This window comes from Pseudomonas sp. RG1, assembly GCF_025910115.1.
Lineage (GTDB): Bacteria > Pseudomonadota > Gammaproteobacteria > Pseudomonadales > Pseudomonadaceae > Aquipseudomonas > Aquipseudomonas atacamensis.
Map to the genome: position 1 here is coordinate 113,768 of NZ_JAPCIK010000005.1, position 19,742 is coordinate 133,509.

15 protein-coding genes are annotated in these 19,742 nt (G+C 59.5%); 3 read left to right on the plus strand and 12 right to left on the minus strand.

What is annotated here, in order from left to right; all coding sequences use genetic code 11:
* Nucleotides 1–292: 292 nt before the first annotated feature.
* From OK411_RS04990 to OK411_RS05005, 4 genes are read right to left on the minus strand one after another with little or no spacing between them, the layout of a single operon-like run.
* Nucleotides 293–1,450 (minus strand): betaine/proline/choline family ABC transporter ATP-binding protein, encoded by a 1,158-nt coding sequence (locus tag OK411_RS04990; protein ID WP_016771732.1) that lies wholly within the window; start codon nucleotides 1,448–1,450, stop codon nucleotides 293–295.
* Nucleotides 1,447–2,100: an ABC transporter permease gene (locus tag OK411_RS04995; protein WP_090281735.1), complete on the minus strand. Its 654-nt coding sequence runs from the start codon at nucleotides 2,098–2,100 to the stop codon at nucleotides 1,447–1,449. Before OK411_RS04995 ends, OK411_RS04990 begins: the two co-directional genes overlap by 4 nt.
* Nucleotides 2,101–2,113: 13 nt before the next feature.
* Nucleotides 2,114–3,007 carry a glycine betaine ABC transporter substrate-binding protein gene (locus tag OK411_RS05000; RefSeq protein WP_264364524.1) on the minus strand — a complete coding sequence of 298 codons (894 nt, stop codon included), beginning with the start codon at nucleotides 3,005–3,007 and terminating at the stop codon, nucleotides 2,114–2,116.
* Nucleotides 3,008–3,027: 20 nt separating this feature from the next.
* On the minus strand, nucleotides 3,028–3,717 hold the full coding sequence (locus tag OK411_RS05005; RefSeq protein ID WP_166554532.1) for an ABC transporter permease: 690 nt from the start codon (nucleotides 3,715–3,717) through the stop codon (nucleotides 3,028–3,030).
* A 356-nt stretch (nucleotides 3,718–4,073) separates the two neighbouring features.
* Here OK411_RS05005 and OK411_RS05010 point away from each other — a divergent pair, with 356 nt between their 5' ends.
* The 3 genes from OK411_RS05010 to OK411_RS05020 all read left to right on the plus strand — a co-directional run bounded on the left by OK411_RS05010 (nucleotide 4,074) and on the right by OK411_RS05020 (nucleotide 8,267).
* Nucleotides 4,074–5,657: a peptide chain release factor 3 gene (locus tag OK411_RS05010; RefSeq protein WP_016771727.1), complete on the plus strand. Its 1,584-nt coding sequence runs from the start codon at nucleotides 4,074–4,076 to the stop codon at nucleotides 5,655–5,657.
* A gap of 1,056 nt (nucleotides 5,658–6,713) precedes the next feature.
* Nucleotides 6,714–7,844, plus strand: a complete 1,131-nt coding sequence (locus OK411_RS05015; RefSeq protein ID WP_264364525.1) for an MFS transporter — start codon at nucleotides 6,714–6,716, stop codon at nucleotides 7,842–7,844.
* Between the two features lie 159 nt (nucleotides 7,845–8,003).
* Nucleotides 8,004–8,267, plus strand: coding sequence for a hypothetical protein (locus tag OK411_RS05020; protein WP_071174375.1), 264 nt, complete (start codon nucleotides 8,004–8,006; stop codon nucleotides 8,265–8,267).
* A gap of 207 nt (nucleotides 8,268–8,474) precedes the next feature.
* On the opposite strand, the gene OK411_RS05030 is transcribed toward OK411_RS05020, so the two are convergent.
* From OK411_RS05030 to OK411_RS05065, 8 genes are all read right to left on the minus strand, one after another.
* On the minus strand, nucleotides 8,475–9,455 hold the full coding sequence (locus tag OK411_RS05030) for a peptide ABC transporter ATP-binding protein (protein WP_071174376.1): 981 nt from the start codon (nucleotides 9,453–9,455) through the stop codon (nucleotides 8,475–8,477).
* Nucleotides 9,455–10,423, minus strand: a complete 969-nt coding sequence (locus OK411_RS05035; protein ID WP_016771722.1) for an ABC transporter ATP-binding protein — start codon at nucleotides 10,421–10,423, stop codon at nucleotides 9,455–9,457. The genes OK411_RS05030 and OK411_RS05035 overlap by 1 nt, the downstream gene beginning before the upstream one ends.
* Nucleotides 10,424–10,433: 10 nt before the next feature.
* The gene (locus OK411_RS05040) at nucleotides 10,434–11,360 is read right to left on the minus strand and encodes an ABC transporter permease subunit (protein ID WP_016771721.1); all 927 of its coding nucleotides are present in this window, start codon (nucleotides 11,358–11,360) and stop codon (nucleotides 10,434–10,436) included.
* Nucleotides 11,361–11,371: 11 nt separating this feature from the next.
* Complete coding sequence (locus tag OK411_RS05045; RefSeq protein ID WP_016771720.1) at nucleotides 11,372–12,382, minus strand: ABC transporter permease subunit; 1,011 nt, start codon at nucleotides 12,380–12,382, stop codon at nucleotides 11,372–11,374.
* A 73-nt stretch (nucleotides 12,383–12,455) separates the two neighbouring features.
* Nucleotides 12,456–14,051: an ABC transporter substrate-binding protein gene (locus OK411_RS05050; protein WP_024011590.1), complete on the minus strand. Its 1,596-nt coding sequence runs from the start codon at nucleotides 14,049–14,051 to the stop codon at nucleotides 12,456–12,458.
* Between the two features lie 77 nt (nucleotides 14,052–14,128).
* On the minus strand, nucleotides 14,129–15,550 hold the full coding sequence (locus tag OK411_RS05055) for an OprD family porin (protein ID WP_136491940.1): 1,422 nt from the start codon (nucleotides 15,548–15,550) through the stop codon (nucleotides 14,129–14,131).
* Between the two features lie 176 nt (nucleotides 15,551–15,726).
* Complete coding sequence (locus OK411_RS05060; RefSeq protein WP_024011591.1) at nucleotides 15,727–17,325, minus strand: ABC transporter substrate-binding protein; 1,599 nt, start codon at nucleotides 17,323–17,325, stop codon at nucleotides 15,727–15,729.
* Nucleotides 17,326–17,625: 300 nt separating this feature from the next.
* On the minus strand, nucleotides 17,626–19,251 hold the full coding sequence (locus OK411_RS05065) for an ABC transporter substrate-binding protein (protein WP_016771716.1): 1,626 nt from the start codon (nucleotides 19,249–19,251) through the stop codon (nucleotides 17,626–17,628).
* Nucleotides 19,252–19,742: the final 491 nt, after the last annotated feature.

Consider the following 19,742-nt stretch of genomic DNA (forward strand, 5'->3'; position numbering starts at 1 on the left):
TGCACGTTCGTGGCTTTTGTCGGCTAGATCGCGGGTAAGTGTGATAGCGGCAACATCGGCGACGTTGGCGTCGAGAGAGGGTGTTGAGGGGGGATTTGGACCTTGAAGAAGCTGAATTGATGACGCTCTAGCGGGAGAGGCTGTTGAGATTCTTTGTCACCCTGTGAAGATCAACGAAATCACGCAATCCTGTGGGAGCGAGCTTGCTCGCGAAGGCATTTTCACAGTCGACATCGTTGTTGACTGATATTTCGCTTTCGCGAGCAAGTTCGCTCCCACAGGGTCTGTATTTTTAGGCGACGACGGTCTCAGCCGGCGAGACGATACTGGTCTTCATCCCCCGCGAACGTCCCGAGCTGAGGTATGCCGCGATCGATTCCTGCGTCACTTCACCGAGGAATACCCGTTCGGCATCCATCACCGGCAGCCAGGCGCGGTTGAATTCGTACATGCGCGACAACAGGATGCGCAGGTGCTCGTCGTACGCCGCGGTGGCGTTGAACTCACGCAGGAATTGTGCGCAGGTGCCGGTCTGGCGATGCAGGTCGCGACGGCGCACGTAACCCAGCGCCTTGTTCTCGGCGCAGGTGACCACGACGTAGCGACGGTCATGTTCGTCCATCAGTTCCAGCGCATCGGCCACCGGGGTTTCCGGGCTGACCGACGGCGCGTTGTCCGCCGCGTCTTCAGCCTTCACCAACAGCAGGCGTTTGAGCGTGCTGTCCTGGCCGACGAAGTTGCTGACGAAATCATCCGCCGGATGCGCCAGCAGGGTGTCCGGGTGGTCGATCTGCAGCAGCTTGCCGGCGCGGAAAATGGCGATCTTGTCGCCCAGCTTGATCGCTTCGTCGATGTCGTGGCTGACCATGATCACGGTCTTGTTCAGCGCGCGCTGCATCTCGAAGAATTCGTTCTGGATCATCTCGCGGTTGATCGGGTCGACCGCGCCAAACGGTTCGTCCATCAACAGCAGTGGGGCGTCAGCCGCAAGCGCTCGAATCACGCCAATACGCTGTTGCTGACCACCGGACAATTCACGCGGATACCGATGCAGATACTGCTTGGGCTCGAGCTTGATCATGCTCATCAGTTCGCGGGCGCGGTCGTGGCATTTCTGTTTGTCCCAGCCGAGCAGTTTCGGCACCACGACGATGTTCTCTTCGATGGTCATGTTCGGGAACAGACCGATCTGCTGAATCACGTAGCCGATGTTGCGGCGCAGCGTCACTTCGTCGAGATCGGTGGTGTCTTCGCCGTTGATGAGGATCTTGCCCGAGGTCGGTTTGATCAGGCGGTTGATCATTTTCAGCGTGGTGCTTTTGCCGCAACCCGATGGCCCGAGGAACACGCAGATCTCGCCTTCATTGACGGTCAGGCTTACCGAGTCCACAGCTTTGACATCTTTGCCGTTGCTTTGGAAAGTTTTGCTGAGGTTTTGAAGTTCGATCATTTGAGGAGTCCTTTTGGAGTCAACGAGCGTTGCAGCCATTGGAGAAACAGGTCGGCGAAAATCGCCAGAAGACTGACCAGCAGCGCGCCGACGATAAGCATCGACATGTCACTGCGGCTGATGGAGGCGAGGATCAACACACCGAGGCCGCCGGCGCCGATGGTTGCGGCAATGGTCATCACGCCGATGTTCATCACCACGGCGGTGCGCACGCCAGCAAGAATCACCGGCACCGCGATCGGCAGTTCAACCATGCGCAGGCGCTGGCCGAAGGTCATGCCGATGCCGCGCGCGGCTTCGCGGATGCCCGGCTCGACGCCGGTGAGGGCGAGGTAGGTGTTGCGCATGATCGGCAGCAACGAATAGAGGAACACGGCGGTGATTGCCGGCAGCGGCCCGAGGCCCTGGCCGAACTTGGAGTAGAACGGCAGCAGCAGACCGAACAGGGCAATCGACGGCACGGTCAACAGCACCGTGGCGCTGGCTTGCAGCGGGCCGGCGAGGGCGGGGAAGCGCGTCATCAGGATGCCCAGCGGCACGCCGATGACGATCGCCAGGGTCACGGCGATGCCGACCAGAGTGATGTGCTGCCAGGTCAGGTGCATCACCTGCTGCCAGTCGAGATGGGAAAAGGCGTTCAGAAATTCCATGACTTCTCCTCTCTTAATTCAGTGGGTGCTGGCGCAGGAAATCGGCGGCAACGGACGATGGGCTCTCGTGGTCGACGTCGACCCGCGCGTTGAGCTGGCGCATGGTTTCGTCGTCGAACAGTTCGGCCAGCGGCTTGAGTTGTTCGGCCAGTTTCGGGTTGGCGTCCAGCGTGGCCTGACGCACCACGGGAGCGGCGGTGTAGTCGGGGAAGTAATGCTTGTCGTCTTCCAGCAATTTCAGGCCGAAGGCATTGAGGCGGCCATCGGTGGTGTAGACCAGACCGGCAAACACCTGACCGTTACGCAGCGCGGTGTAGACCAGGCCGGCATCCATCTGGCGGATGTTCTTGCGGGTCAGGTTCATGTCGTAGAGCTTGACCATGCCGTCGAGACCGTCGGAGCGGTTGGCGAACTCTGTATCCAGCGCCACTAGGTGGTTGGTCTTGGCCTCGGCGCGCAGCACTTCGTTGAGCTGGCTGATATTGCCGATCTGCGGGTATTGCCCGGCGACTTTTTTCGGCAAAGCGAGGGCATAGGTGTTGCTGAATTTCGACGGCGTCAGCCAGACCAGGCCTTTTTTCGCGTCGAGTTCTTTGACCCGGGCGTAGGATTGCGCGCTGTCGAGTTTCTCGGTGACATGGTTGTAGGCCACCAGCGACACGCCGGTGTATTCCCAGAGCAGGTCCAATTGGCCACTTTCGTGGGCGCTGCGGGCGAGGTTGCTGCCCAGACCGCCGGTGATCTGCGCGTCGTAGCCTTTGCTGCGCAGGTATTGCGCGGTGATTTCGGCGAGCAGGGTCTGCTCTGTGAAGACCCGGGCGCCGAGGCGGATGACCGGTTTTTCAGCGGCTTGCGCGATTCCTGCGAACAGCAGGACGCAGCCTAAGATCAAGCTAAGTCGTTTCATAAATATTCCTTCGCAAAGCCTTAAGACGGGCGCAAACCGCGTTCCAGCCATAAGCGGCTGGCGAGGGTGACCACGCCATCGAGCAACAGCGCCAACAGCGCGGTGCACGCGGCGCCGAGCAGCAGTTGCGGCTGATTGTTCAGGGCGATGCCGGGGAAGATCAGGCTGCCGAGGCTGTTGGCGCCGATCAGGAACGCCAGCGGCGCGGTACCGACGTTGATCGCCAGTGCGACACGCACACCACCGACGATGATCGGCACGGCGTTGGGCAATTCGACTTTCCACAACACTTGGCGCGGGGTCATGCCGATGCCGACAGCGGCTTCTTTCAGCGAGCCCTGCACATTTTTCAGGCCTTCATAGGTGTTGCGCACGATCGGCAACAGCGAGGCGAGGAACAGGGCGAAGATCGCCGGGCCACTGCCGATGCCGAGGATGCCCAGCGCAATCGCGAGCACCGCCAGCGGTGGCACGGTGTTGCCGATATTGAAGATCTGCATGAAGCGTTCGGCGCGGCCGACCATGCTCGGGCGGCTGAGGAAGATACCGGCGGGGATGCCCACGACAAGGGCGGCCAGCATGGAGGCGAGGACGAGAATCAGATGAGCTTGCAGGTAAAACAACAAATCGTCGCGGTAGTGTTCGATCGTGTTGATGCCGATCCAGTGGACCAGCAGGGCCAGGAGCGCGATCACCACCGCACCTCCCATCAGCCCTTTGCCATAGCGGATAGCCACAGGCGGACTCCTTTTTTGTAGTCGGCGAGCGCTGCTCCGCGTGGCAAGCCATTCCTGGCTGCCGGAGTCAGCGTTCGCGAAAAGTAGCCGTTTTCCAGCACCGGCCAAGCGGTGCGAAAGCGAGCCATGAGCGCAGCCTCGTCAGGCTAACTTGCTGATTTTTCAGCCCCTGACGAAAGTTCGTAACAGGGGATGGACGTCTCCGTGCTTTAAAAGGTTCCCATCTGAGGCAGCATTTGGCCACCCTTAATGTGCTCAACGGTTCGGTTATTGTGCTGAGTTGGGCTATAATCGCGGCCCTTTTTTGAATCACCGCCAGGCGATTTCCCATGACCCAACAGGCCGCCGAAGTCGCGAAACGCCGCACTTTCGCCATTATTTCCCACCCCGATGCCGGTAAAACCACGATCACCGAAAAGCTCCTGTTGATGGGCAAGGCGATTGCAGTGGCCGGTACGGTGAAATCCCGTAAATCCGATCGCCATGCGACATCCGACTGGATGGAGATGGAGAAGCAGCGGGGTATTTCCATTACCACGTCGGTCATGCAGTTCCCCTATCGCGAACACATGATCAACCTGCTCGACACCCCGGGCCACGAAGACTTCTCCGAAGACACCTACCGCACCCTGACAGCGGTGGACTCGGCATTGATGGTGCTCGACGGCGGTAAGGGTGTAGAGCCGCGGACCATTGCGCTGATGGACGTCTGCCGTCTGCGTGACACGCCGATCGTCAGCTTCATCAACAAGCTCGACCGTGACATCCGCGACCCGATCGAACTGCTCGACGAAATCGAAGCCGTTCTGAAAATCAAGGCTGCGCCGATCACCTGGCCGATCGGTTGCTACCGCGATTTCAAGGGCGTGTATCACCTGGCCGACGACTACATCATTGTTTACACCGCCGGTCACGGTCACGAGCGCACCGAAACCAAGATCATCGAGAAACTCGACTCCGACGAGGCGCGCGCGCACTTGGGCGATGAGTACGAGCGCTTCATCGAACAGCTGGAACTGGTGCAGGGCGCCTGTCACGAATTCAACCAGCAGGAATTCCTCGACGGCCAGTTGACCCCGGTGTTCTTCGGTACTGCACTGGGCAACTTCGGTGTCGACCACGTGCTCGATGCTGTCGTCGATTGGGCGCCGCGTCCGCTGGCCCGGGTGGCCAACGAGCGCACCGTCGAGCCGGTGGAAGAGAAGTTCTCGGGCTTCATCTTCAAGATCCAGGCGAACATGGACCCGAAACACCGCGACCGCATCGCCTTCATGCGTATCTGCTCGGGCAAGTACGAAAAAGGCATGAAGATGCGCCACGTGCGTACCGGCAAGGACGTGCGCATCGGCGACGCCCTGACGTTCTTCTCTTCCGAGCGTGAGCAACTGGAAGAGGCCTACGCCGGCGACATCATCGGTCTGCACAACCACGGCACGATCCAGATCGGCGACACCTTCAGCGAAGGCGAAGTCCTCGGTTTCACCGGCATTCCGCACTTCGCCCCGGAACTGTTCCGTCGCGTGCGTCTGCGTGATCCGCTGAAGTCCAAGCAGTTGCGTCAGGGCCTGCAGCAGTTGGCGGAAGAGGGCGCGACGCAGGTGTTCTTCCCCGAGCGCAGCAACGACATCATTCTCGGCGCTGTCGGTGTGCTGCAGTTCGATGTGGTCGCCAGCCGTTTGAAAGAGGAATACAAGGTCGAGTGCTCGTATGAGCCGATCACTGTGTATTCGGCGCGCTGGATCGAGTGTGACGACAAGAAGAAGCTTGAGGAGTTTTCCAACAAGGCGGTGGAGAACCTCGCGCTGGATGGCGGTGGGCATCTGACCTATCTGGCGCCGACGCGGGTGAATCTGGCGTTGATGGAAGAGCGCTGGCCGGATGTGAAATTCCGCGCGACGCGGGAGCATCATTAAGGTTTGAGGTGTTTTTCTGAAAGCCCCTGAGGTGTAGGCCTTGGGGGCTTTTTTATGGGCTGCCGGTTTTGCTCTTGGCGGCCGTTGGGCCGACCAGGCTGTTGGGGTTTTGGGTGAATATCCGTTGCTTCGGGTGCTGCGGCTGGCGGTTTCGCCCTTACGGCGAGTCACCTTTTTCAAACGCCAAAAAGGTAACCGAAAAGGCTTGCTCCTACGTTCGGCCCTCGCAGGCTCGGGTTCCTTCGCTCCGGGATCGATCCGGGCGCAGCGGCTACGGTTTGCTTCGCTGCACCTCCTTCCGCTGTGTTCGACTGCGTCGAACGGTCGCTACGCTCCCACCCCCGGATCAATCCCTACACTCAGCCTTCCGACGTCGCCAGTGGATCAACAGCAAGATCAAAAGCACTCGAGCTTGCGCTCATTGTTGAGTGGGGCGGCTTCGCCGCGAGCAGCTGCGCTGCTTTGCTTTTCTGTGGGAGCGAGCCTGCTCGCGATGGCGGCCTGACAGCCGACCTGTTTCTTGAGGTCGTCCCCAATCCAATTGTGGGAGCGAGCTTGCTCGCGAAAGCGGCCTGACTGCCGGCCTGTTTCTGAAGAGGTGCGCGGTCAAATTGTAGGAGCTAGCCTGCTCGCGAAGGCGGCCTGATAGCCGGCCTGTTTCTGAGGAGGTACGCGGTCAAATTGTAGGAGTGAGCCTGCTCGCGATGGCGGCCTGACAGCCGACCTGTTGCTTGAGGTCGTCCCCAATCCAATTGTGGGAGCGAGCCTGCTCGCGAAGGCAATCTGCGAGCCGACGATTTTCTGTTTGATGCACTCAATCCAATTCGGTTGTTGAAGACTGCGAGCCTGAAAAGCAAGGTCAAAAGTTCTCAACCTGCGACATTTCCTACGGCGTGTTGTAGGGCGGTTCCTTATTTCCGTGTTTTGGATGTGCTGGTATGCGACAACCGCCATGTTGACCGGTAGTGTTCCAGTCCCTGCAAGTCGTTCGAAGAGGTCAATGGAGTGACAAGTCGGCTGAATCCCCTGCTGCTTCTTAAAGGCTATTTCACCCCCATGGCCTGGGTCCTCGCGGCGCTGTTGTTCATCAATCGCCTCAGCGCCATGGTCAAGCTGTTCATGGCGCTGTACCTGCGTCAGGAGCTGGGCCTGGCAATTGAAACCGTGGGCTGGTTGCTGTCGGCCTATGGCGCCGGGTTGCTGGTCGGTTCGATGCTCGGCGGCTGGCTCAGTGACCATGTGCGCACGGCGCGGCTGACGGCGGCGCTGTTTTTCGTTTCGGTGTGGGTGCTGATGCTGTTGGGACTGGTGACGCAGGTGCCGTGGCTGGCCGGTTTGTTGTTGCTCAGCGGTGTTATCGACGGCGCGATTCGTACGCTGCATCAGCGGCTGATCATGGAATATTGCGAAGTCGCGCAACGCTCGCGTGCGCAGGCTCTGAGTCGGGTGGCGCGTAATCTGGGCATGGCCGCTGCCGGGGTGGCCGGTGGGGTGTTGGCGCAGGCGGATTTTCGTTGGGTGTTTTTTGTCAGTGCGGCGATGACGATGCTGGCGTTGCTGTGGTTCGTGCGCACGACGTGGCGGCGGCCGGTGCTGGTGGTTGAAGACGAATCGATCGATGGCTCGAGCGTGCCGCTTCGCGACAAGCCGTTCCTCTGGCTGCTGGCGGCGACGGCCGTGCTCGGCATTGCGTTCGACACGGTCTACAGCACGCTGGGCAATTATCTGCGTGATTACTACCACCTGAGCACCGAAGCGATCGGTTGGCAGTTCGGGCTCAATGCGCTGTTGGTGATCGCTTTGCAGATTCCGCTGTCGCATTCGGTCGAGCGTTGGGGCTCGCGTTGGCAAATGCTCGTCGGCAGTGTGCTGTTGGCCTGCGGATTGGGCATGTTGCCGTTCGGTTCCGGCTTGGCTTTTGTCTGTCTGTCGACACTGATCTGGACGCTGGGCGAGGCCTTGTTCATGCCGCCGTTGAATGTACTGGCGATGCAGTTCGCGCAGAGCGGCAAGAGCGGTCAGTACTTCGGCTTGTTCTTCATGAGTTGGAGTGCCAGCGCGCTGTTGTCGCCGGTGCTCAGCGGTCAGCTGTACGGCGAGTTTGGCGGGCACAGCGTGTGGCTGATGAGTGCGCTGCTGGTGCTGCTCTCGATTCCATTGACCTGGCAGGCCACGCGCGGCGCTTAGCTGATTCGGTTATTGCTGTTATTCAAAAGCAATCTGGCGGTCGATGGCATTTCTGCCTGCGCGGTCGCGTCCTAAGTGGTGAGCCAGTCGGATCGCAACTAGATTTCACATCGAGCCAGTCCGGCAAGCATGTCTTAGCGCAACAGGATGGAGTCGGCCATGAAAAGCAGATTGCTACGGGTTTTGATGTTGTTGAAAGTGATGGTGATGCTATCCCTCGGCACCGCAACGGCATGGGCCGAGTGCGAGGATCACGAATCTCAGGCGTTCAATGGGCAGGTCGGGCATAGCGGGCTGATGCTGGCCAAGTCCGAGTCGGAACCGGGGGATATGAATCAGGGTGGCAGCGCCGATGACGACGACTCGACCACGGACGATCCGGATACCGATGACCCGGATGACGAAGGCGATAGCCAGACGTAGATCGCCGGGCAAAGAAAAACCCCTTCGGCCTCGACTGATGCGCAATCGAGGTGGAAGGGGTTTTGTTATCGCATGAATTCTTGAATCAACACGAACTCCCTGTGGGAGCGAGCCTGCTCGCGAAAGCGTCATTTCAGTCGACAATGTTGGTGACTGTTACACCGCATTCGCGAGCAGGCTCGCTCCCACATGAGATATTTCGTGGGCCTACGCCGCGCCGTCGAGAAACTGCTCGGCGTAGTGGCAGGCCACCTGCCGATTATCCAGTTCACGCAACAGCGGCTCTTCCGTGCTGCAACGTTCGGTCGCGTACGGGCAGCGCTTGTGGAAAGCACAGCCCGGTGGCGGGTTCAGCGGGTTGGGCAGTTCGCCGACGATCTTGATTTTCGGCTTGTTCGGGTCCGGGTGAATCGTCGGGGTCGCCGACAGCAGCGCTTGGGTGTACGGATGCAGCGGGCGCTCGTAGATGTCGTTTTTCGGTCCCAGTTCTACCGGGCGGCCGAGGTACATCACCATCACGTCATCGGCCACGTGCTGCACCACCGCGAGGTTGTGCGAGATAAACACGTAGGCGGTGTTGAACTCCTGCTGCAAATCCATGAACAGGTTGAGCACCTGGGCCTGAATCGATACGTCCAGTGCCGAAGTCGGTTCGTCCGCGACCAGCACTTTCGGTTGCAGCATCATTGCCCGCGCCAGAGCGATACGCTGGCGCTGACCGCCGGAGAACATGTGCGGATAGCGCTGGTAATGCTCAGGGCGCAAGCCGACCTGCTTCATCATCGCCTGGACTTTCTCGCGACGCTCGGTAGCCGACAGCTTGGTGTTGATCAACAGCGGTTCGGCCAGTTGATCACCGATTTTCTGCCGTGGGTTCAACGACGCGTACGGGCTCTGAAACACCATCTGCACGTCTTTGCGCAGTTGCTTGCGCTCGGCCTTGTCGGCGCCGGCAACTTCCTGACCGGCGATCTGCAGCGAGCCCGACGACGGCTCTTCGATCAGCGTCAGGGCGCGGGCAAGAGTGGATTTGCCACAGCCCGATTCGCCTACCACGGCAAGGGTCTTGCCGGCTTCCAGTTCGAACGACACGCCGTTGAGCGCGCGCACGGTGGCGTGGCCCTTGAACAGGCCACGGGAGACTTCGTAGTGACGGGTCAGGTCGCGGGCGGTAAGTACGACGGCCATTACGCCACCTCCTGGTTCAGCGGGTAGAAGCAGCGGGCGAGGCTGTTGGCTTTCGGATCAAGGCCCGGACGCTGGGTGCGGCAGTTGTCCTGCACGTACGGGCAGCGCGGCGACAGCAGGCAACCCTGCGGACGGTCATAACGGCCCGGGACGATGCCCGGCAAGGTCGACAGACGCGAGGCGCCGAGGCTGTGCTCGGGAATCGCCTTGAGCAGCGCTTCGCTGTACGGGTGCGCCGGGATGTCGAACAGTTGCGGCACCTGACCGACTTCCACCGCCTGGCCGGCATACATCACGCAGACACGCTGGGCAGTTTCCGCCACGACCGCGAGGTCGTGAGTGATCAGCACCAGGCCCATGTTCTGCTCTTTCTGCAACGCCAGCAGCAGATCCATGATCTGCGCCTGAATCGTCACGTCCAGTGCGGTGGTCGGTTCGTCGGCGATCAACAGTTTCGGCTCGCCGGCAATCGCCATGGCGATCGCGACACGCTGGCTCATACCGCCAGACAGTTGATGCGGATAGGCGTCCATACGACTGGCGGCGCCCGGGATCTCGACTTTTTCCAGCAGTTCGATGGCACGCTTGCGCGCTTGCTTGCCGGACATTTTCAGGTGCAGGCGCAGCACTTCCTCAATCTGGAAACCGACGGTGTAGCTCGGGTTCAGCGCGGTCATCGGGTCCTGGAAGACCATCGACAGGTCTTTGCCGACGATCTGCCGACGCTGGCGGTTGCTGAGTTTGAGCATGTCCTTGCCGTCGAAGCTGAGCGAGTCGGCGGTGACGATGCCGGGATGCTCGATCAGGCCCATCAGCGCCATCATGGTCACGGATTTACCCGAACCCGACTCGCCAACGATGGCCAGCACTTCGCCTTTGTCGACTTTCAGGTCGAGGCCGTCGACCACCGGGGTCGCGGTCTTGTCGCCGAAGCGGACGTTGAGATTCTTGATTTCTAACAGTGACATTTGAATCTCCTCAGGCGGCGTTCTTGAGTTTCGGGTCCAGCGCATCGCGCAGGCCGTCGCCCATCAAGTTGATTGCCAGCACGCTGAGCAAAATGGTCAGGCCAGGCAGACTTACCACCCACCAGGCGCGTTCGATGTAGTCGCGGGCCGAGGCCAGCATGGTGCCCCATTCAGGGGTTGGCGGTTGTACGCCGAGGCCGAGGAAGCCCAGTGCAGCGGCATCGAGAATCGCCGAAGAGAAGCTCAGGGTTGCCTGCACGATCAGCGGCGCCATGCAGTTGGGCAGCACGGTGATGAACATCAGGCGCGGCAGACCGGCACCGGCCAGACGCGCGGCGGTGACGTAGTCGCGGTTCAGTTCGCCCATGACGGCGGCACGGGTCAGACGCACGTAGGACGGCAGGGAAACCACAGCAATCGCGATCACGGTGTTGATCAGGCCAGGGCCGAGGATGGCGACGATCGCCACGGCCAGCAGCAGCGACGGCAGGGCGAGCATGATGTCCATCAGACGCATGATGGTCGGGCCGACCACTTTCGGGAAGAAACCGGCAAACAGACCCAGCAGGATCCCCGGAATCAGCGACATCACCACCGACGACAAGCCGATCAGCAACGACAGGCGCGAACCCTGGATCAGACGCGACAGCAGGTCACGGCCGAGTTCATCGGTGCCGAGGAGGAACTGCATCTGCCCGCCTTCGAGCCACGCCGGCGGCGTCAGCAGGAAGTCACGGTATTGCTCGCTCGGGTTATGCGGCGCGACCCACGGCGCGAAGATCGCGCAGAAAATGATCAGCAGCATGAACAGCAGGCCGGCAACGGCGCCCTTGTTCTTCGAGAACGCTTGCCAGAATTCTTTGTACGGCGACGGGTACAGCAGGCTTTGATCCACGGCGGACGTGGCGGTGGCTACTGAGGATGTTGGAGTGCTCATGGGTATTGACCTCAGCGCTGATGACGGATGCGTGGGTTGGCAAAGCCGTAGAGGATGTCCACCACGAAGTTGACCAGAATCACCAGGCAGGCGATTAACAGGATGCCGTTTTGCACCACCGGATAGTCCCGGGCGCCGATGGCTTCGATCAGCCATTTACCGATGCCGGGCCAGGAGAAGATGGTTTCGGTCAGGACCGCACCGGCCAGCAGCGTGCCGACTTGCAGGCCGACCACGGTCAGCACCGGAATCAGCGCATTGCGCAGACCATGCACGAACACCACGCGCGACGGCGACAGGCCTTTGGCCTTGGCGGTGCGGATGTAGTCTTCGCGCAGCACTTCGAGCATCGATGAACGGGTCATCCGCGCGATTACCGCCAGCGGAATGGTACCGAGCACGATCGCCGGCAGGATCAGGTGATGCAGGGCGTCGAAGAACGCGCCGACGTCATCGGCCAGCAGCGTGTCGATCAGCATGAAGCCGGTTTTCGGCTCGATGTCATACAGCAGGTCGATGCGCCCGGAAACCGGAGTCCAGCCCAGGCTCACCGAGAAGAACATGATCAGGATCAGGCCCCACCAGAAGATCGGCATCGAATAGCCCGCGAGGGAGATGCCCATCACCCCGTGGTCGAACAGCGATCCTCGTTTGAGTGCCGCGATCACCCCGGCCAGAAGCCCGAGGATGCCAGCGAACAGCAGGGCGGCCATGGACAGTTCCAGGGTCGCCGGGAAAAGAGAGGTGAACTCGGTCCACACACTTTCACGGGTACGCAACGACTCACCGAGATCGCCCTGGGCCAGTTTGCCGATGTAGTCCAGATACTGGGCATACAGCGGCTTGTTCAGCCCCAGGCGTTCCATTGCCTGAGCGTGCATTTCGGGGTCGACCCGACGTTCGCCCATCATCACTTCCACGGGGTCGCCCGGAATCATGCGAATCAACGCGAAAGTCAGCAAGGTGATGCCGAAAAACGTGGGGATCAACAACCCCAGTCGGCGGGCAATAAAACTAAACATCTTGTGTGGTACCTCATCAGCCGGTTAGGCGTGCCCGGTGTTCCATAGGTCAGGAGCACCGGGCGTTTCTTATCTACTTCACCTGGGTGGTGGCGAAGTTATTAGTGGTGAGAGGGCTGATGTGGTAGCCCTCTACATTGTTGCGCATTGCAGTGAACATCCGAGTATGGGCCATGCTGATCCATGGCTGGTCCTGATTAAACAGCACTTGGGCCTGTTCGTAGAGCGCGGCGCGTTCGGCCGGATCTACTTTAGCCCGCGCTTCATCCAGCAGTGCCTGGAATTTCTCGTTGCACCAGCGTGCGTAGTTTTCGCCGTTCTTGGCGGCCTCGCAACTGAGCATAGGCGTCAGGAAGTTATCCGGGTCGCCGTTGTCGCCCGCCCATCCGGCCGAGACCATGTCGTGCTCGCCGGCCTTGGCGCGCTTGAGCATCTCGCCCCATTCCATCACGCGGATGTCGATCTTGATCCCGACTTTCGCCAGGTCAGCCTGCATCATTTGCGCACCGAGCATCGGGTTGGGGTTGGTCGGACCGCCGCCGTTGCGGGTGAACAGGGTGAAGGTGGTGCCTTCCGGAACCCCGGCTTCCTTGAGCAGCGCGCGCGCCTTGTCGAGGTCGCGTGGCGGGTTCTTCAGGTCATGGTTGTAGCCGAGCAGGGTCGGCGGGTACGGGTTGACCGCCACCGACGCGTTACCCTTGCCGAACAGCGCGTTGACGTAGGCTTCCTTGTCGAACGCGATGTCGATGGCTTTGCGCACGCGTACGTCGCTCATGTACTTGTGCTGGGTGTTCATGGCGATGTACGAAACGGTCATCGCGTCCAGCTCGTCGACTTTCAGCTTGCTGTCTTTCTTGATGCTCGGGATGTCATCCGGTTTCGGATACAGCGCAACCTGGCACTCGTTGGCCTTGAGCTTTTGCAGGCGCACGTTGTTGTCGGTGGCGATCGCCAGGATCAACGCGTCGGCCGGCGGCTTGCCACGGAAGTAATCCGGGTTGGCCTTGAAGCGCACCTGCGCATCCTTGGCGTAGCGCTGGAAGATGAACGGGCCGGTGCCGATCGGCTTGTTGTTCAGATCGCCGGTCTTGTTGGCCTTGAGCAACTGGTCGGCGTATTCGGCCGGGTAGATCGACGAGAACGCCATGGCGATGTCAGCCAGGAACGGCGCTTCGCGACGGGTCAGGGTGAACTTGACCGTGTTGTCGTCGACTTTTTCTACGCTTTTGAGCAGTTCCTTGAAGCCCATGCTTTCAAAGTACGGGAAGCCCACGCTCGACAGTTTGTGCCACGGGTGATTCGGGTCCAGCTGACGCTGGAAGCTCCAGACCACGTCGTCGGCGTTCATGTCGCGGGTCGGCTTGAAATATTCGGTGGTGTGAAACTTGACGCCTTTGCGCAGGTGGAACGTGTAGGTCAGGCCGTCTTCGCTGATGTCCCAGGACTCGGCGAGCGCCGGGATCACTTCTGTGGTGCCGGGCTTGAAATCGGCCAGGCGGTTGAAGATGGTTTCGGCCACAGCGTCCGCCGTGACTGCAGTTGTGTACTGGACCATATCGAAGCCTTCCGGGCTGGCTTCGGTGCAGACCACCAAGGGTTTGGCCGAGGCGCCGACAGCGACACTCAGCAACGCAGCCGCGATGGCCGCACGTAGGGGAAGCATTTTCATCGATAACCCTCTGCAATCGGTTGAAGACAGAAAACCGAACGGCCGACTCATCATGAGTCAGCCGTCGGTTGGCGTTTTTACAGAATGTTGAACGGGATGGTGGTTACGAGACGGAACTCGTTGATGTTGCCGTCAGCCTGATGTTCGCTGGCGCGGTGAGTGGTGTACGTCGCGCGAATTGCAGTGGCTTTGAGCGGGCCGCTTTGCACAGCGTAGGAAGCCCCGACACCGTATTCATAGTGAGACTCGCCGTCCATCAGGCTCAGGTCACCACGCTTGGCGCCCGGATCGGTGTAGGCGGTGCCGCGGTAGTGAGTACCGTCGATGCCCCAACCGCGTGCCTGGTAGATATTGAACTTCAGGCCAGGTACGCCGTACTCGGCCATGTTGATGCCGTAGGCGATCTGGAACGACTTCTCGTTCGGGCCGTTGAAGTCCGACAGCAGGGAGTTGGCCAGGTAGATGCCGTTGGTTTCGTGCAGGTAGTCGAAGTACTCGTTACCGTTAACTTCCTGGTACGAGAACGTCAGGCTATGGGCCTGGTGAGTCAGACCCAGCGACAGCGAGTAGGTATCGTTATCGATGTTGCCCATCAGCTTTTTGCCTTCGTCGACGGTCTTGTAGTAGTTCAGACCGGTGGTCAGGCTCAGCACCTGGCTGTCACCCAGTTCGTGGGTTGCGCCGAAGTAGTACTGGTTCCAGAAGTCTTCCACGTTGGAACCGTAAAAGCTGGTTTTCAGGCTCTTGAACGGTTGGTAGTTGACGCCGGCAACGTAAACCTTGTCGGTCTCCACGCCAGTGGCTGAATACTCGGTGCGAAATTTCGACAGGCTCTGCTCGGTACGAGGGGAAACGCGGTCGAAGCCACCCGCGTCGAACGACAGGTTGTTGAACTCTTCGCTGTGCAGGGTAATACCTTCAAAGCTCGAAGGCAGCGGACGGTTACCGATGACATCGACAATCGGCGTGCTGAAGTTCTGGCGACCTGCGGTCAATGTGGTGTTGGATACACGAAGCTTGACATTGGCCAGACCCAGCTTGCTCCATTGGTCGACAGCGTCGCCGTCGGAATCCGCCAGGGTCCGGTTGGAGCCGCCAGCAATGTCCTTGCGATCACGATCCAGCACAATGGCGTTATAAGCGGCGACTTCGGTGCTCACGCCCACGGTGCCTTGGGTGAAGCCCGAGGTGTAGTTGACGATGGTGCCTTGCACCCAGTTGATCCGGCGTGGCGTCGGAGTGCGAACGGTAGGCGTGGTGTTCTTGTCGCTGTTTTTCACGTAGCTGAAACGGTCGTCGCGACGACGCAATTCGTTGGCATACCAGTTACGGGTTGTACCGCCCAGGCTTTGTCCATCGATAAAGCCTTTGGCCTCGCTTTGGGCGCTGCTGCCGGCCAATGTGGTAGGGACGAACTCCTGACTTGCAGGTTCGGCGTACGCGGTAGCAGTGATGCTGCTGATGGCCAGGGCCAGTATCGCGGTGCTGCTCAGTTTCATGGGTGAAGCTCCTTTACTTTCTTTTTATCCCGGCTTTTTTTGGTATGCCGGTTATTGGTTTAGAACTCGTTCACACATCGCAAACGTTTGCAAAAAGCCGGATGGGCGAATTTCGGCAAAGCGCTTGCGTGAGGGGAGTAGACGGCTCCCCTCAGCATTGCGGCTAATCGGTTGGTTTAATCGATACTGACACCCGAGAACACGTTGCGGCCGAACGGGCTGACTTTGAATCCTTCGACCCGGGTGCTTAACGGCTGGTTGACCGTCGAGTGGGCGACAGGCGTGATCGGCACTTGCTGTTTAAGCAATTGCTGGGCCTGTTTATAAAGCACGGTGCGCTGGTCGCGGTCGGTGACGACCTTGGCCTGTTTGATCAGCTTGTCGTAAGCCGGGTCGCACCACATGGAGTAGTTGTTGCCGCCGATGGCGTCGCAGCTGTACAGCGTGCCCAGCCAGTTGTCCGGGTCCCCATTGTCGCCGGTCCAGCCGATCAGGCTGACGTCGTGCTCGCCATTCTTGGTGCGCTTGATGTACTCGCCCCATTCGTAGCTGACGATCTTCACTTTCAGACCGATCTTCGCCCAGTCGGACTGGAGCATTTCGGCCATCAGTTTGGCGTTCGGGTTGTACGGACGCTGCACCGGCATTGCCCACAGGGTGATCTCGGTGCCTTCTTTCACGCCGGCAGCCTTGAGCAGTTCCTTGGCTTTTTCCGGGTTGTAGGCGGCGTCCTTGATGGTGTCGTCGTAGGACCACTGGGTTGGTGGCATGGCGTTGACGGCCAGTTGGCCGGCGCCTTGATAAACAGCGTTGAGAATTCCCTGTTTATTCACCGCCATGTCCAGCGCCTGACGCACTTCCAGTTGATCGAACGGCTTGTGGCGCACGTTGTAAGCGATGTAGCCGAGGTTGAAGCCCGGCTTGGAAATCAGTTGCAGTTTCGGGTCGGCCTTCAGCGCTTCAACATCGGCAGGGCGCGGGTGCAGGGTGATCTGGCACTCGTTGGCCTTGAGCTTCTGCACGCGTACCGAAGCGTCGGTATTGATCGCGAAAATCAGGTTCTTCAGCTTGACCCGGCTCGGATCCCAGTACTGCGGGTTACCGGTGTAACGGATGTTCGAGTCTTTCTGGTAACTCTTGAACACGAACGGCCCGGTGCCGATCGGCTTCTGGTTGATGTCGCTCGGCTTGCCGTCGGCCAGCAGCTTGTCGGCGTATTCGGCAGACAGAATCGAAGCGAAGCTCATCGCGATGTTCTGGATGAACGCGGCATCGACACTGTTGAGCGTGAACTCCACGGTCAGCGGCCCGGTCTTCTCGACCTTGGCGATGTTCTTGTTCAGGCTCATCCCGTTGAAGTACGGAAACTCGGTGGGATAGGCCTTGCGGAACGGCTGTTGCGCATCGAGCATGCGAGTGAACGTGAACACGACATCGTCAGCGTTGAAATCGCGGCTCGGCTTGAAGTAAGGGGTTGTATGAAATTTCACGCCTTCACGCAGGTGAAAGGTGTATTTCAGGCCATCTTCGGAAATGTCCCACTTGGTCGCCAGGCCCGGTACGACATTGGTCGCGCCTTTTTCAAACTCGACGAGGCGGTTGTACAGCGGCTCGGCGGCGTCGTTGTCGGTGGCCGTCGTGTACTGCGCGGTATCGAAACCCGCCGGGCTGCCTTCCGAGCAAAACACCAGGCTGTCGCTGGCGGCGTAGCTTGCAGACGTGGCGGCCAACAGGCCGGCGCCCAACAGTGCGGAAAAAATCAAGGTATGGCGCATGACGCTCCCTCTTTTTAGTGTTGTGCAATGCGTCAGGGTCCCTATCCCGGGACTTTCTGGTCGCATTGAGCTCAATCCAATACGTACGGCAAAACCGGTGGCCCACGCAGACACTGGTCAGTACGCGACGGTAGGCACCGTGCCTCTGGCAGTAAATACGTAATTGCCTTAATGCTCGTAGGAAAAGTCGACGCGCCTATACCGAAGCAATCATCTGCGGCGGATTTGGGTGTAGGCCTTTTCCTTTTTTCCCGGTAGATAAAGCAACGGCGACGTCAGAAACGCCGCCGTTGCAGTGTCTTACTTGCTGACGCTGACGCCGTAGAAGGAATTCAGGCCAAATGGGCTGATCTTGAAATCCTGCACGTTGGCGCGCATGGGTTGATACACCGTCGAGTGAGCGATAGGTGTCATTGGAACTGCATCTTTGAGGACGTGTTGCGCCTGTTTGTACAGCTCGGTGCGCTTGCCCTGGTCGGTAGTGCGTTTGGCTTCTTTCACCAGGCCGTCGAACTTCTTGTCGCACCACTTGGAGAAGTTGTTGCCGCTCAGCGAGTCGCAGCCGAACAGAACGTTGAGCCAGTTGTCCGGATCACCATTGTCACCGCTCCAGCCAATGATCATGGCCTGGTTCTCGCCACCTTTGGAACGCTTGATGTACTCGCCCCACTCGTAGCTGGTGATCTTCACTTTCAAGCCGATCTTGGCCCAGTCGGACTGGAGCATTTCAGCCATCAGTTTGGCGTTCGGGTTGTACGGACGCTGCACCGGCATCGCCCACAGGACGATCTCGGTACCTTCCTTGACGCCGGCTTCCTTGAGCAGCTGTTTGGCTTTCTCAGGATCGTACTTGGCATCCTTGATGGTGGTGTCGTAGGACCACTGGGTCGGCGGCATGGCGTTGACGGCCAGTTGGCCGGCGCCTTGGTAAACCGAATCGATGATCTGCGGCTTGTTCACGGCCATGTCCAGCGCCTGGCGCACGCGCAGGTCAGCCAGTGGGTTGGCCTCGTTGCTGCCCTTGACTTTATCCATCACGTTGTAAGCGATGTAGCCCAGGTTGAAGCCGGCCTGATCCGGCATCTTCAGCGACTTGTCTTCTTTCAGCGCTTTCAGATCGGCCGGACGCGGGAACAGGGTGACCTGGCACTCGTTCTTTTTCAGCTTCTGGATACGCACCGATGGGTCGGTAGTGATGGCGAAGATCAGGTTGTCGATCTTCACGTCTTCAGGTTTCCAGTAGTCCTTGTTGCCGGTGTAACGGATGTTCGAGTCTTTCTGGTAGCTCTTGAACACGAACGGGCCAGTGCCGATCGGCTTCTGATTGATGTCGGCGGCTTTGCCATCCTTGAGCAGTTGGGCCGCGTATTCGGCGGACTGCACGGACGCGAAGCTCATGGCCATGTTCTGGATGAACGCGGCGTCGACTTCTTTCAGGGTGAACTTGACGGTGTGGTCGTCGACTTTATCGATCTTGGTGATGTTGGTGTCCATCCCCATGTCGGTGAAGTACGGGAATTCGGTCGGGTACGCCTTACGGAACGGGTCGTCCTTGTTGATCATGCGGTTGAAAGTAAACAGCACGTCGTCGGCGTTGAATTCACGAGTCGGCTTGAAATACGGGGTGGTGTGGAACTTGACGCCTTCACGCAGGTGGAAGGTGTAAGTCAGGCCATCATCGGAAATGTCCCACTTGGTCGCCAGACCAGGAATCACGGCGGTGCCGCCGCGCTCGAACTGGGTCAGGCGGTTGAACATGGTTTCGGCTGAGGCGTCGAAGTCGGTTCCGGTGGTGTACTGGCCTGGATCAAAACCGGCCGGGCTCCCTTCGGAGCAGAACACCAGGTTAGTCGCAGCGGTGGCGAAAGGTGCGGAGGCTAACAAGCCTGCGCCGACTAGAAACGGAATGACCGCGTGTTTAAGCATGTTGGCCTCATGATTTGTTGTCATTTTTTAGTTGTGAGGTACGACCTCGTGAGTCGTGCCTGCGGATACTTATGCAGGCCCCATACCCAATGCAAGATCCAGAGCGGTCGGCGGCGTTAAACGGTGGCACGAACGTACCTTAATGTCGCATCCGTATAACTTTTGACGCATTTGACCGTTTGCGGGTGGTTTTTGCGGTGCATTCGGGGCACTGAAATGGTGCGCTGGAGGTGTTGGGTGCGCTTGGGTGGGGCTTGGTGTTACTTATTTATACCCTTGGGGATGGGCGGGGTTGAGGGGTTTTTGGGGTGGGCTTGGGGGGGGTGGATTGGGGCAGGGATTGGGGCAGGGATTGGGGAGTTTTACTTGGTGCAACTGGGTGTTTCGATTGGTGGTACCTTGGCGGCCTTTGGGCCGACCAGGCTCGTGGTGTTTTGGGTGTATATCCGTTTCTGCGAGTGTTGCGGATTGCGGTTCCGCCCTTACGGCGG